Annotated in this window: 15 protein-coding genes; 14 read left to right on the forward strand and 1 reads right to left on the reverse strand. The window is 66.5% G+C overall.

Features of this window, described 5'->3' with window-relative positions; translation table 11 throughout:
• Nucleotides 1–10: 10 nt before the first annotated feature.
• The 10 genes from KGD83_RS08980 (at nt 11) to KGD83_RS09025 (ending at nt 9,780) form a co-directional block, all read left to right on the forward strand.
• Entirely contained in the window at nt 11–1,021 is a 1,011-nt protein-coding gene (locus tag KGD83_RS08980; protein WP_256448851.1) for an NAD-dependent epimerase/dehydratase family protein, read from the forward strand.
• A gap of 29 nt (nt 1,022–1,050) precedes the next feature.
• Nucleotides 1,051–1,998, forward strand: a complete 948-nt coding sequence (locus tag KGD83_RS08985) for a thymidylate synthase (RefSeq protein ID WP_249352433.1) — start codon at nt 1,051–1,053, stop codon at nt 1,996–1,998.
• The gene (locus KGD83_RS08990) at nt 1,955–3,667 is read left to right on the forward strand and encodes a carbamoyltransferase family protein (RefSeq protein WP_249352231.1); all 1,713 of its coding nucleotides are present in this window, start codon (nt 1,955–1,957) and stop codon (nt 3,665–3,667) included. Before KGD83_RS08985 ends, KGD83_RS08990 begins: the two co-directional genes overlap by 44 nt.
• On the forward strand, nt 3,664–4,710 hold the full coding sequence (locus KGD83_RS08995) for a hypothetical protein (RefSeq protein ID WP_212643372.1): 1,047 nt from the start codon (nt 3,664–3,666) through the stop codon (nt 4,708–4,710). The genes KGD83_RS08990 and KGD83_RS08995 overlap by 4 nt, the downstream gene beginning before the upstream one ends.
• The gene (locus KGD83_RS09000) at nt 4,707–5,567 is read left to right on the forward strand and encodes a radical SAM protein (RefSeq protein ID WP_212643373.1); all 861 of its coding nucleotides are present in this window, start codon (nt 4,707–4,709) and stop codon (nt 5,565–5,567) included. The genes KGD83_RS08995 and KGD83_RS09000 overlap by 4 nt, the downstream gene beginning before the upstream one ends.
• 56 nt (nt 5,568–5,623) lie before the next feature.
• Nucleotides 5,624–6,142: a P-loop NTPase family protein gene (locus KGD83_RS09005; protein WP_212643374.1), complete on the forward strand. Its 519-nt coding sequence runs from the start codon at nt 5,624–5,626 to the stop codon at nt 6,140–6,142.
• A gap of 18 nt (nt 6,143–6,160) precedes the next feature.
• Nucleotides 6,161–6,982 carry a class I SAM-dependent methyltransferase gene (locus KGD83_RS09010; RefSeq protein WP_212643375.1) on the forward strand — a complete coding sequence of 274 codons (822 nt, stop codon included), beginning with the start codon at nt 6,161–6,163 and terminating at the stop codon, nt 6,980–6,982.
• Nucleotides 6,975–7,739, forward strand: a complete 765-nt coding sequence (locus KGD83_RS09015; RefSeq protein ID WP_212643376.1) for a phosphotransferase — start codon at nt 6,975–6,977, stop codon at nt 7,737–7,739. The genes KGD83_RS09010 and KGD83_RS09015 overlap by 8 nt, the downstream gene beginning before the upstream one ends.
• A gap of 2 nt (nt 7,740–7,741) precedes the next feature.
• Entirely contained in the window at nt 7,742–8,752 is a 1,011-nt protein-coding gene (locus tag KGD83_RS09020) for a sulfotransferase (protein WP_212643377.1), read from the forward strand.
• A gap of 236 nt (nt 8,753–8,988) precedes the next feature.
• A complete protein-coding gene (locus KGD83_RS09025; RefSeq protein WP_212643378.1) occupies nt 8,989–9,780 on the forward strand; it encodes an SAM-dependent methyltransferase in 792 nt (263 codons plus the stop codon).
• Nucleotides 9,781–10,233: 453 nt separating this feature from the next.
• Here the strand turns inward: KGD83_RS09025 and KGD83_RS09035 are convergent, their stop codons facing one another.
• Nucleotides 10,234–10,665, reverse strand: coding sequence for a hypothetical protein (locus tag KGD83_RS09035; protein WP_212643379.1), 432 nt, complete (start codon nt 10,663–10,665; stop codon nt 10,234–10,236).
• A 277-nt stretch (nt 10,666–10,942) separates the two neighbouring features.
• On the opposite strand from KGD83_RS09035, the gene KGD83_RS09040 reads away from it, so the two are divergent.
• The 4 genes from KGD83_RS09040 to KGD83_RS28515 all read left to right on the forward strand — a co-directional run bounded on the left by KGD83_RS09040 (nt 10,943) and on the right by KGD83_RS28515 (nt 13,528).
• Nucleotides 10,943–11,752 carry a helix-turn-helix domain-containing protein gene (locus KGD83_RS09040; RefSeq protein WP_212643380.1) on the forward strand — a complete coding sequence of 270 codons (810 nt, stop codon included), beginning with the start codon at nt 10,943–10,945 and terminating at the stop codon, nt 11,750–11,752.
• Nucleotides 11,745–11,930: a DUF397 domain-containing protein gene (locus KGD83_RS09045; RefSeq protein WP_212643381.1), complete on the forward strand. Its 186-nt coding sequence runs from the start codon at nt 11,745–11,747 to the stop codon at nt 11,928–11,930. Before KGD83_RS09040 ends, KGD83_RS09045 begins: the two co-directional genes overlap by 8 nt.
• A gap of 289 nt (nt 11,931–12,219) precedes the next feature.
• The gene (locus KGD83_RS09050; RefSeq protein WP_212643382.1) at nt 12,220–12,744 is read left to right on the forward strand and encodes a hypothetical protein; all 525 of its coding nucleotides are present in this window, start codon (nt 12,220–12,222) and stop codon (nt 12,742–12,744) included.
• Between the two features lie 37 nt (nt 12,745–12,781).
• A complete protein-coding gene (locus KGD83_RS28515; RefSeq protein ID WP_249352233.1) occupies nt 12,782–13,528 on the forward strand; it encodes a hypothetical protein in 747 nt (248 codons plus the stop codon).
• The last annotated feature ends 1 nt before the right edge of the window (nt 13,529 follow it).

Genomic DNA, 13,529 nt, shown 5'->3' on the forward strand with positions numbered 1-13,529 from the left:
GTCCGGTCCGATGACCGGCGGGCAAAGGCCCTGGAGAAGGGCTGTCACAGGAGCCAGCGGCTTCGTGGGTTCCCACCTCGTGGCACGTCTGGCGCGGGACGGCTATCAGGTCGTCGGTCTTGACGAGGTGCCCGTGCCCCGGGAAGCGGATTTCCGCTGCGGTGCGACGGACATCAGCACGGAGGGCGATTTCTCGTTCCGGCAGTGCGACCTGGCCGTCAACGAGCTGGTTCCGCTTCTGCGAGACGTGGACACGGTCTTCCACCTCGCGGGCGTGAGCGGGGTCCGTGAGTCGTGGGGCAGCCGCTACGCCGACTACGTGCATGCGAACATCCTTGGGACGCAGCGGCTGCTGGAGGCGTGTCGTGAGGCCGGCGTCCGACGGGTCGTCGTCGCCTCGTCCTCCAGCGTCTACGGTTCCACGGTCCGGCCATCACGTATTGAGGACCTTCCGCAACCGGTGTCGCCGTACGGGGTCTCCAAACTCGCGGTTGAGCGGCTGGCCCTGGCCTATGCCGAGGTGTCCAGCTTCGACGCCTGCATTCTGCGCTACTTCACCGTCTACGGTCCGTACCAGCGTCCGACGATGCTGATGTCTCGCATACTCCAAGCCGCTCACACGGGGCACCCCGTGACGGTGTTCGGAGACGGCTCTCAGAGGCGGCACTTCACCTATGTGGACGATGCCGTTGAGGCGACGGTCCTGGCCGGTACTCGTCCGCTCACGGGCTCGCACGTGGTCAACGTGGCGGGCCCACGGAGCGCCAGCGTCTCCGAGGTCCTGGCCGTTGCCGAATCCGTAATCGGGGCGCCCATCCGGGTGCATCACGGAGAAAGCCAGGCGGGAGACGTCACCGCTTCTGAGGCGGACCTGAGCGAGGCGTACGCGTTGCTGGGCTACCGACCACGCACCGACCTGGCCGAAGGGATCGCCGAGCACTGGGAGTGCTACCACGCCGATGCCACCGTGCACACGGTCAGTTCGCGCATCGCTGCGACCGCCACCGGGGGCGCCCTGTGATCTCGATTCGAGGCGGATCGGCGAACGAGGTGTTCACGTCCGCCGCGCACACGGTTCTGGCCCAAGGCGATCTCGTGTCCCCACGCGGATCCGCGACCAAGGAGATCCTTGGGGCCCATCTCGTGATCGCCGAACCTCGCCGCAGGCTGGTGTCGCTGCCCCCGGTCCGGCTTCTCAATCCGGCCTTCGCCGTGGCTGAAGCGGTCTGGATCCTCTCCGGCAGCGACGGGGCATGGATCTTCGACTACAACCGCCGTCTGGCGGAGTTCGCGGACAACGGGCTCCTCCGCGGTGCCTACGGCCCGCGACTGCGCAAGTGGAGGGGAGAGGTCGACCAGTTGGACCGTGCCCGCCGTCTGCTCCTGGAGGATCCCGACACCCGGCGCGCCGTCATCCAGATCTACGACCCCGCCTGCGACGTCGTGCCGAACAAGGACATCCCCTGCACCCTCAACTTCCGGTTCTTCGTACGCGAGGGCCGGTTGCAGATGCACACCACCATGCGGAGCCAGGACCTGTGGTTGGGGTTCTGCTACGACATCTTCACCTTTTCGATCCTGCACGAGCTCATGGCGCACTGGATCGGCGCTGAACTGGGCGAATACCACCACCACGTCGACTCCCTCCACCTGTACGCCGAGCACTGGGAGAGCGCCGCCGAGCTTCCCAGCGATCCGCGTTCCAGCCCCAGAGGCCTCCCGCTCGTACTGGCTTGGGAGGACTTCGACGCGACCCTCGCTCACGCCCAGGACGGCGGGCTCGCGCACCCCGGCTGGGGAGCGTTCTCCCAGATCATGCGCAGCTACCAGCAGTGGAAGACGAATCAACGCCACGAAGCCCAGCAGGGGGCCCAAGCGATCCCGGGAGACCTGGGGATGGCGCTCACCCACTGGTACGAGCACCTCGCGCGCCGCTCGTCTGGAAGGAGGGACAGTGACGACACCTGTGCTCCTCGGCCTGTGCTCGGGAACGCATGACTCGGCCGCCGCGCTCATCAGCGACGGCAAACTCGTCGGCCTGGTGGAGGAGGAACGGCTCAACGGGGACAAGCACACCCGTGCCTTCCCTCGTCACGCCATCGACTACCTGCTGACACGCGCGAACCTCACGGCCGACGACGTCACCTCGATCGCCTACAACTTCGACCCGGGCCTGTACCGCAACGCGATCCCCTCCAGCCTGCGGTACCTCCTTCATAAAACAGCCCGGCGTAGGGCGCTGCCCCGAGCCACCAGCTTCGCGAGGGTTCATCGTCGGGCTTCTGAACGCCTGTCCGCCCTGACAGACACCTTTCCCCGAGCCCGTGTCACAGGGGTGGAACACCACCGTGCCCACGGCATCTACGCGTTCGCCGCCTCCGGCTACGACAGCGCCGCCGTGCTGATCGTGGACTCCCTCGGGGAGACCACGACCACCTCCATCGCCAGAGTGAGCCTGGACGGTGACCGGGCCATCTATGAGCCGGTCGCGCGGATCAGTGATCCCGCCTCCCTCGGCTACGCCTACGGGGCGGTCACCCAACACCTGGGGTGGCGTCGCGGGGACGAGGAGGGAACGGTCATGGCCCTGGCCGCGCTGGGTGACCCCTCGCGCTTCCGAGCCCTCTTCCGACGGGCCATCCGCCTGACCGAGAACGGCTTCTCTCTCGACTCCGCTCTCTTCCCCCTGCGGGTCATCTCCAGCCGCTATCCCCGGCTCTCACCGGTGTTCACCGCCGCCACCTGCCCTCCACGCACCGAGGGATCCCCGCTCCTGGACGTGCACGCCGACCTCGCCGCGGCCTTGCAGGAACGCACCGAGCAGACCATGGTCCACCTCGCGCGCAGAGCCCGGGAGCTGACAGGGGAACAACTGCTGTGCGTGGGCGGCGGGGTGGCGATGAACTGCGTGTCGATCGGCGCGATCGTGCGCGAATGCGGATTCGAGGAAGTCGCGGTTCCTCCCGCTCCAGGAGACGCGGGTACCGCGGCTGGAGCCGCGCTCTCCCTCTACGCCGAAACCACCGGGACCCTGGCCAGCGGGACAGCGCGTCGCTGCTACCTCGGTCCCGACTATCCCGAGATCACTCTGGACAGTCGACCGCGTGAAGGGCTCTCTGCTCGGCGCATCACCGACCCCGTGCAGCACCTGGCCCGCCAACTCGCGGACGGACGGATCGTGGGTCTCTTCCAGGGCCGCCTGGAAGCAGGCCCGCGCGCCCTGGGCAACCGGTCGATCCTTGCCTCACCGCTCCACCCCGAGGTGGTCAACCGTCTCAACGCGACCGTGAAGTTCCGCGAACCGTTCCGGCCCTTCGCCCCCGTCGTGCTGGAGGACAAGGCCGCGGACTACTTCACGCTCGGCCAGCCCTCCCCTTTCATGTCGATCGCCAGCGGCGTCACCCCGTTGGCCAAAACCACCATTCCGGCCGTGGTGCACGCCAACGGCACCGCCCGCGTTCAGACACTGACCCGCAAGCACAATCCGTTCCTCGCCGAAGTGCTGACCGCTTTCGCCGAACTGACCGGAGTGCCCGTGCTGATCAACACCAGCCTGAACATCAAGGGCAAACCCATCTGCGGCACCCCGGAAATGGCCCTGGACTGTCTACAGACATCCGGACTGGACGCCCTGCTGCTCGAACAGTGGTGGGTGGAGAAGACATGAGGATCGGTTACAGCTTCTGGGGTTTCCTCGGCAACGGCGTGACGGACACCCCTGACGGAGGGCGCAGTCACCGCCGCGTCCTCATCGACGGCTTGGTGGATCGCGGGCACAGTATCGTCTTCCTCCAACCCAATCGCGACCACATCGAGGCAGGGGAGAACTTCACCGGTGCCTACACCTGGCACGACGGCCTTCCCCGGATTGACGCCCTCATTCTCGAATGGCGCTGGCCCGTCCCCGGGCGCAACACCACACCATGTCCAACCCCCATGCACGCCTGTGACCTGCACCGTCAGACGGATCTTGTCGACGCCTACGTGCACAGACTCGGTCTACCCACCCTGCTGTGGGACAAGGACCTGCGCCTGCCCACAACCGATCCACTCCGCACCCACCACGCCGTCACTGTCTGCGAAGCCTCCCTGTTTCCGAGCAGAGGGGCACGTCGACTCCTGTTCCCCGTCCAGGACAGTGCTCTGGATACGGCGGATCCCGAACGTCTCGCCCAAATTCATAGGGACTTGCCGCTGGTCTACACGGGCAACCAGTACGACCGGGACGACGCCTTCACCCGCTTCTTCGCCCCAGCCGCTCAGCGCTACCGACACTTGGTCGCTGGCAAGTGGACCCGCACCGGGGCCTGGCCACACGTCACCTTCGCCGGACGTCGTCCCTTCACCGAGGTCGAAGCCCTGCACCGGCGATCCCTGGCCACCGTGCTGCTGGCCCCCGACCGGTACAGGACTCAAGGGCAGTTCACCCAACGCCTCTTCGAGGCCGTACTCGCCGGATGCCTGCCCATCGGCCCCGCCGACATCCGCGGTGTCGAACAGGTACTCCCCGCAGACCTCATCGTCACTAACGGCGCCGAAGTCACCCGACTGATCGGCCACCTCACACAGATCGCGGGCACCGACCGTCACTCGCGGCTGATCGCGGCCTGCTTGGAACGCCTGGAGCCCTTCCGGCTCTCCCGGCAGACGCCGGTCATCGAATCCCGCCTCGCCCTGACGAACACCCACCGCGAAGGAGCCCGAGGATGAGCACCCGCTCCCAGACCACTCCTCTTCCACAGGTGCAGCGCGTCGACAAGCTGTACCTGGAACTGCTGTTCCGCTGTAACTTCCGCTGTGGCCACTGCTATCACGGCAGCGACCTGGACCGCCCGGAGTCCCTCACCCTGCCTCAGGCGATCGGTGCCCTGGAGTACTTCGCCACCCGCTTCTCCTGCCATCAGGTGTGCTTCCTCGGCGGAGAACCCCTGCTCTACGCGCATCTGCCCGAACTTCTCGCCGCAGCCAGGGACCTGGGCTTCACCACACAGATCTGCACCAACGCCTACAAACGCCGCCAGGTGCTCACCGAATGCCGCGCCCACCTAGACCTGCTCAGGGTCTCCCTGGACGGCGGGACCGCGGAAACCCATGACCGGATGCGCCGCCCTGGCTCCTTCACCGCGGCCTTCGACACCATCGCATGGGCGAACAGCGTCCGGCTTCCCTTCGGAGCGACCTGCACCCTGACGGCGCAGAACATCACGACCGTCCCACTGCTGGCGCGCAGGCTCCACGCGCTGGGAGCACACGAGCTGGTCCTGCACCGACTGCGCACGGTGGGCAACGCTCGCGACACCACCGTGGAACCCGTCACCTGGGCACAGGCCCGACGCCTGTACGACCACCTCGCCGCAATGGACCTGAGCGGTATGGACATCAACCGCCACATCCTCCTTCCCGACCGGTGCCCCGCTCCAGAGGACGTCGTGGAGAAGCTGGAGATCGCACCCGACGGGCGGGTCTACCTGTCCTGCGCCGAGGTCGCCGGACACGGGCGTGACGTGCGCTTCGACTTCGACCAGGGCCTGCTAGTGCATGCTCCGTCCGAGCCGACGACGGCCTGAAGGGGAAACCTTGACCACCTCACCCGACCGACCTATGTGGAGTAGCGTTCAGACCTATGAGGATCGCGATCATCGGCTGCGGGGGCAGCGGCAAGACCACGCTCGGCCGTCGACTCGGAGCAGCCCTGGAAGCTCCGGTCACCCACCTGGACGTCCTTTACTACGACGACGAGTGGAACACCCTGCCCAAGGACAAGTTCGTCGCTCTGCAAGAGGACCTGGTCGCCAGGGACCGCTGGGTCATCGACGGGAACTTCGCCTCCACACTGCCGATCAGGCTCCGGCGCGCCACCACGGTGATATTTCTCGACATCCACCCCCTCACCTGCCTGGCCGGTATCGCTCAGCGACGGATCAAGCACGGCGGGGGACAGGACGACGCGACCGGGGTCTACGACCGCATCCACTGGGGGTTCATCAAGTACGTGTGGAACTTCCGCAAGACCATGGGGCCTCGGGTGCGCAATCTCATCCTCGAACACGGCACACACGCGGACGTGCACATCGTCCGCTCACGCCGGGCCGCGAACCAGCTGGTCGAGCGGATCATTCGCACCGCGAACACCGAGGACTGAGCATTCGGGAGGCTGTCCGTGCCTTCCATTGAGCATCCCTTCCTCGACCCCGCGCGCATCCGCGGCGACCTGTACACCCAGCCTGACAGGCTGGCCTCACGCACCCGTGCCCTGCTGACTGCCCGTATCAAGGGCACACCGGTCGTCGACGTCTTGGCACGCCTGCTCAGAGACGGACTCACCGTTCCGCTTCACCAGGCCCGAATACTCGACGTGGGATGCGGACGGGGAACAACCAGCCGAGCCCTGACCGAACTCAGCCCCGCGGCGCTGGTGGCCCTGGACCTGTCACCGGCCTTGGCCGCCACGACCAGAGCACGACTTCCCCAAGGCCGACCGTGCGCCGCGCTCTCCGCCGACCTCCACCGACTGCCGTTCGGTAGCTGCACCTTCGACGCGGCCGTCGCGGCCTTCTGCCTCTACCACTCACCCGATCCGGCCACAGCCATGGCGGAGGCTAACCGCTGCCTGCGCGAAGACGGCCTGTTCATCGCGGTGACGAAGTCGGCGGACAGCTACAGCGAACTCGACCAACTACTGACCGATCTCAGCCTGCTCTCCGATGACACGGGGCGCCCCAGTCTGTACTCGTCGGTGCACAGCACCAACATCGCCGACATCGCGGCCCCGGTCCTCGACGTGCGGCAGCTCCTGCACGAAAGGCACGTCTTCCGGTTCGACACTCCAGAGCATCTGGCCCAGTACCTGGTGACGACGCCAAAGTACCCATTCGCCGGAACCGCGCGTGAGCTGGCCCGTGAACTACGGCGCCGAGGGTGCCCCACATCGATCGAGGCCTCCTCCACCGTCACTTATCTGGTAGGGGGCCCGCGTGGCTGAGACCTTCACCAAGGAGTATCCGAGCCAGGGCAGTGCCGGAGCAGCCGCCGCTCACCACCGCTGGCTCGCCTCCCTGAAAGCCCCGGTCCCTGACCTCCTGGAGGTCACATCCGAAAAGCTGGTCTTCGCGCGCGTCGACGGGGCCCACTGCCACGCCGCCGATGTCCCTGATGTGGCGGCGCTCCTTGGAAGTCTTCACGCCGAGGCGTTCAAACAGGAACTGCACGCGGCCAACCTGGACACCCCGTTCTCCACGTCGAACGGTGTGCTCTTGGCTTCGTTCGTGGAACCGCGTGTGGGCTGGTTGAGACGACACAGACGGAACGGTGCCATCAGCGAGCGGCAGTACGACGTCGCGGTATCCATGATCACCCAGGCAGCCCGTCGCCCGGCGGCCTTCTACAAGGACTGCAACATCCGCAATGTGCTCATGGGGAACACGAGTCCGGTCCTCGTGGACTTCGATGACCTCACCCTCGCACCCTTCGGCTATGACTTGGCCAAGCTCCTGGTCAGCGCGGCCATGACCTACGGCTCGCTGGAACGTTCGGTTTACCGCGAAGCACTGGCCTCGTACCGACAGGCAGCCGAAGAGGGGCAAGGACCGGTGAATCCGTGCACGTGGGAAGAGCTCGACACCTGGTTGGAGATCCATGCCCTGTTCACCAGGCCCTACCTCGGTCGCAACGGGTACCGCCACCGCTGGAGCAGCCGAGTCCTGATCACGGCCCCAGACGAAGAGCCGGAAAGGCAGTAGACATGATCCCCGTGCTGATGGACCAACTCCACCACCCGGACCCCGTCGGAGTCGACCTGGCACTGTTTCGTACCAGGCTGTACCGATTCAGCGGCGATCACCGTCACTACGTGCTGGCCGAAGTCCTGGAGGAACGCTTCGTCGAAGGGCGGATACCCTCTCAGGCCGCACTGGGCTACGTCTCCGCGAACCTCAACAGCATCAGGAACACCGGAGAACCCCTGGCGTTTGATCCCGCGGTCGCAGCAGTGGAGGGCATCGACACCAATGCAGAGCTCCGGGCCAGAAGACCCTTCATGCCGTCTCGAACGGAAGCTCCGGTGCGACCGGACCAGATCGTCTGCGTCCTCGGGGCCCCGCGGTCGGGTACCAGCCACCTGCACAACCTGCTGGCCCGTACACGCAGGTTCGCCTACTTCACCACGGTCACGTGTTGGGCATGGCCCGCGCGCAACCTCGGGGTTCCCCAACGGCGACTGTTCGAAGCGATGTCCGATGACGTTCTCCACGTGGACAACAAGGCCACCCGGATCATCCCGGGCCTGGTGATGCCGTACGAGGCCGAGGACGTCTACGCCCGAGCGGTGCCGACCTATCGGCACCGCAAGGGCCACGCCTACGACATCCTGCCCGCCACCATCAGCGACGAACGACTGCTCCGGTGCGCGATCGACGCTCACACCCGAGAGTTCAACAGGCGGCGGTTCCTTACCAAGTCGCCCTTCAACGCCTTCAGGATTCGCCAGCTCGAACACCTCTTCGGTTCGGCTATGCGCTACGTCCACATCGACCGCTCTCAGGAGCAGGTGTCCTCGTCCCTTGCCCGGAACCGCTTCGTGTTCCACCACGACGGCCGCGAGCTGTCCCCTGGGCAGGCGTACGACCTGTTCACGTCGGCGATCCATACTGAAGCCCCACATGAGCGAACCCGAATGGTGACGCTGGAAGACCTCCGGAACGCTCCTGGACAGACCATCGCTGAACTGTTGGCATGGCTCCACGAGCGTTTCTGAAGGCACCATCACACCCGGCACAAGACACCCCGGTAGACGAGTGGATCCGTGTCCGCACCCGAACGAACCAAGCCTCGCGACATGAGGCTTGCCGGAGTGGGACGCAGTACTACAATCGCCACCGGTGCCGCACCGCGACCGCGGAACCCCCCTGTTTCCCGCGTTTTCGGTCTCTCAGGACGAAGCACCTGAGGGTCGTGGCCCCTTCCCCACCCCCCACCTGGAGCATGGTTCCCATGACCACCCCACCTCCCATCGACACCTCCGTCCCCCATTCCGCCCGAGTGTGGAACTACTGGCTGGGCGGCAAGGACAACTACCCCGCCGACAGGGCCCTGGGCGACCTCATCCTCAAGGACTTCCCGGAGATGGTCGACGTGGCGCGCGCCCAGCGCACCTTCCTGCTGCGCGCGGTCACCCACCTGGCTGGAGAGGCTGGCATCGACCAGTTCCTGGACCTGGGCACGGGGCTGCCCACGCACAACAACACCCACGAGATCGCCCAGTCCGTGAACCCGGCCGCGCGCGTGGTCTACGTGGACAACGACCCGCTGGTCCTCGCGCACGCCCGCGCCCTGCTCACCGGTACCGAACAGGGCGCCACCGACTACGTCGACGCCGACGTGCACGATCCCGAGGTCGTGTTGGAGGCGGCGTCGCGGACGCTGGACCTGACCCGTCCGGTGGGCCTGACGATGCTGGGCATCCTGGGCCACCACACGCACGAGAGGGCGGTGTCCTTGGTGCGTTCGTACACGGAACGGCTGCCCACGGGCAGCTTCCTCGCGGTCGCCGACAGCACCGACACCAGCGAGGGGATGCGGCGGGCGGCGGAGGCGTGGAACGCCGACGCGCCTCTGCCGTACATCCTGCGCTCACCGGAGCAGATCGGTGAGTACTTCGCGGGGCTGGAGCTGGTCGAGCCCGGGGTGGTGCCCGCGCTGGAGTGGCGCAGTTCCCAGATCGACGTCGGCGGTACGTTGCCCACCGCTGCTGACGAGTACTGCGGGATGGGCCGTAAGGCCTGAACGCCCCTGGAGCTGGTTCCGCAAGCCGCCAGGTCCGCTGTTGACTCCTCCGGTTCCCTCTTCGGCCCTGGTGGAGCAGCGGAGCTCGCTGCGAACTGGGCTGAGGGCTTCCGCGGCGCGGGAATCCCACTCGGATCGGCTGCTCGAGCGGGAAGGCTGGAGCGAGGCCTGCGCCGTGTTCTGACTTACCACGTCATCTTCCACTGGAGCCGGATGGGGGTATCGGCAAGGGCGCAGGCAGCGCTGGCGTGGGCCTCGAGCGCGGCCGTGCTGGGTACGCCTGTCTCGGGCGAGCCCTCGTTCTGAGAGACACCCGTCTTCTGACGTGCGGAAGATTCATTGAATCGATCGATTCTGGGACTCCACGGCATGGACTGGGCTGGTGCTTCTTCTCCTCGCCGGGGCAGGCGGGTCCGCCCGGTGTGGCACCGAGCGGACCCGTCGCGTGAGGAGCTATCCGCGCCAGTCGAGGACCTTGGTCACCACGTAGGACCTCAGGTTGGCTGAGGTCGCTCCGCACACGGCCCGGCGTTCAAGGCACACCCGGGCCATCGCGACCAGGACCGCCTGCTGCTTGCCCACCTCCCAGGTCTCGAACGCCAACCCCGGGCGCACCAACCGCACGTGCAGGCATCGGCCTCCGTCCGAATCGGGGTGTTCCAGACCGACGACGAAGGTGTTGTGCAGCCGACGCATGGCCATGGCGGGCGGCAGTCGGTAGGTGTACCGGCAGCGCTGCTGACCGGCGCCGGACACGTCCGCGCGGGCTTCGAGGGTGACGCACTCCCAGTCCTCCTCGGCGACGGTGACCGTCGCGTGCCTGTCTCGCACCCACCGGTCGAACTCCTCGCCGTCGTTGGCCAGGACGCTCTCCACTACGTCCATCGGTCGCCTCCCGTCGTCATCGCTCCGGGGGAGAGGCGGGCGGGCGCGACCCCGATGACGTAGGTGCGCACCCGACGGGAGCGACGCCGTTTCGCTAGGCTGGGCATCGTCAACAGCTCCGTTCTGTTGGCCGTGCCCCGGACGGCCCACACCGTCGCGGGGCTGACTTGTGTCCAACTGTGGCTGTTGAAACCCTGAAAACACAGGCCATGCCCATCCAGCGATTAAGTTGGATTGTGCTGTGTTCGCTTGAAATAATCTGTGTTTCACTGGAGGCATGGAGGAACAGCACCCGGAGGCGAACGCTCGCTTCGGCCGGGAACTCAGCCGCCGTCGCCGCGCGAGCGGCTACACGCAGGAGCGGTTGGGCAAGCAGGTCGGAGTGAGCCAGGGGCACATCGGCAACATCGAACGCGGAGAGCGCTCTCCCGACCTGAAGCTCGTGACCGAGCTGGACCGAGTTCTGGGCGCGGACGGGCGACTCGAGAGATTCTGGGGCCAGCTCAGCGGTGACGGCGAACCGGTCTGGCTGGACGACCTGGACCAGGTGGAACGGGACGCCGTGTCGATCATGGAGGTCCAGACGAACCTGTTCCCGTCCGTGCTCCAGGTGGAGAGTTACGCCTACGCCGCGGTGCGCGTGTTCTCCCCGTGGATGACGCCGGACGAGGTCGAGAGCAGCGTCCGCTCGCGCCTTGCCCGAGCCCAGAGGTTCGCCTCCTCCGCCACCGTGTACCGGGCGGTGATCGACGCGGCCGTGCTGCGGCGCCGACCGAACTCCGATGCGGAGCTCATGGCCGAGCAACTGCGGCGGGTAGTGGACCTCATCCAGGACCGGCGGATCTCCATCCAGCTCGTGACCACGGGTTGGCATGCCGGGCTCGTCGGTACGTTCAAGCTGATAGCTTCCTCTTCGGCTCCGGAAGTGGTGTATGTCGAGTCGGCGTACTCGGGCCGACTGCTGGACGATCCGCAGGCGGTACAGCGCTTCCGGGTACTGCTCAGTGACGCGCAGGCTGTGGCGCTCTCCCCTCAGGAGTCGCTGCACTTGCTCCAGGAAGAGTTGGCGAGGTTGGACCATGGTTGAGCAGACGTGGCGCAAGTCGTCCTACAGCGGCGGCGGGCACCAAGACTGCGTCGAGTGCCGTGCGGACGGTTCCGTGGTCCAGGTCCGGGACACCAAGTACCGCCAGCTGGGCCACCTGGCCTTCCCCGCCGCGGAGTGGACCGCCCTGCTGGCGGGAACACAGCGCACCACATCCTGAGGGGTCAGCCCGCCGTTCCGTCGGACTCGTCGGCCGCGAACAGGTTCCGCCTGCCGGTCGAAGGCATCTCGCTCCTGTCGTGAGCGAGATGCCTTTTTCTTGTTCCGGTGTCTCTTGAGGGTCGGGTGAAATGCGAGGTTTGTGACGCGAAATTCGTTGTGGGACCTTACCTTTTGGTGAGGGATAGCTAACGGTTCTGCGTTCGATAATGATTGCGCATTGGAATATGTGATCTACAGCACTACTCTCGTCACTCCAGGTGAGGAACTGATGATGCCCTGGAGGTGCGATGAGGCTCCACACCATGGGAGTGATCGTGCTGGGGGGACTCCTCGTCGGCTGTACCCCGCAGGAGAGCGAGCCCGCCCCCGCGCCCAGCGAGTCACCAGCGCCCTCTGAGCAGAAGTCAGGCGAGGACCTTGCGCTTGAGGCCTACGACTCCATGTGGAACGTGCTGGTGGAAGAGGCCCGCAACGAGGAGCCTGACTACTCCGACCTGGAGTTGTACGCCAGCGGAGACGCTCTGGCGCTCGTGGAACACGGTCTGATCGCGGAGGCTGACGAGGGCGTGGTCGCCCGGGGCTCGCCGGAGTTCTCCCCCGAGGTGGTCTCGATAGAAGACACCCACGTGGAGATCGAGGACTGCATGGACTCCACTGCCTGGCTCCGGGAAAACGCAGACTCCGGAGAACTTGTGGAGCCATCACCGGAATCACCTCTGCTCCGGCGTGTGGACGCGGGCGTCTCCTTCGACGGGCTCGCCTGGAAGGTCTCCGACCTGCGGATCTGGGAAATCGGATCCTGCGATGAATGATCGACTGAAAACCCCTTTCATTGCCGCTGGTGCCGCGATGGTGCTTCTCGCGGTTCCGGGTCTGGCCTGGGCAGATCCGGACTTCCTCGGAGGCCAGGTGGAGTGCGGGTCCGCGGGCGGACCCGGATGCGACGTCTCCGCCGAGTCCGGAGAAGAGAACCCCGGCGGTTCGGAGAGCGGGGGAGAACCCGCTCCCGAGGGCGGATCGGACGGTACGGCATCGGCCTCGTCCGAGCCCGCGTGCGAGGTCGACGGCCTCTCGGCGCGGTGCAGTGCCACGGTCGGCGGCGGCGCCGACGAGGCCGAGGAGGAGGTCGACTTCGAGGCCCTGGCGTACGCGGCCCGCGCGGCGTTCCAGCTCTCCTCTCCCGAGATCTCGATGTCGCCGAGCGCGGACGCCCCGGTGCTGGTGCGGGTTCCGGTGTGGATGTGGATCTCCTCGGACGCCTGGCAGGAGGAGACGGCCACCGCGAGCGTGCCCGGCGGATCGGTGACGGTGACCGCCACTCCGGCGTCGCTCTCTTGGTCGATGGGCGACGGCACGACCGTGGAGTGCGAGGGCCCCGGTACTGCCTACGATCCCGATGTCCATGACCCGGCGGAGTCCTCTCCGGACTGCGGGCACACCTTCACCTCCATCAGCAGCGGTTACAAGGTGACCGCCAGCCTGTCGTGGCAGGTGGAGTGGTCCAGCTCCGACGGTGAGGGCGGCACCTTTCCCGCCCTGACCACCGAGACGTCCACAACGGTGCGGGTGGTCGAGTCCTCCGGAGTGGTGACATGAA

Source organism: Nocardiopsis akebiae (genome assembly GCF_018316795.1).
In the GTDB taxonomy this organism is placed as follows: Bacteria; Actinomycetota; Actinomycetes; order Streptosporangiales; family Streptosporangiaceae; genus Nocardiopsis; species Nocardiopsis dassonvillei.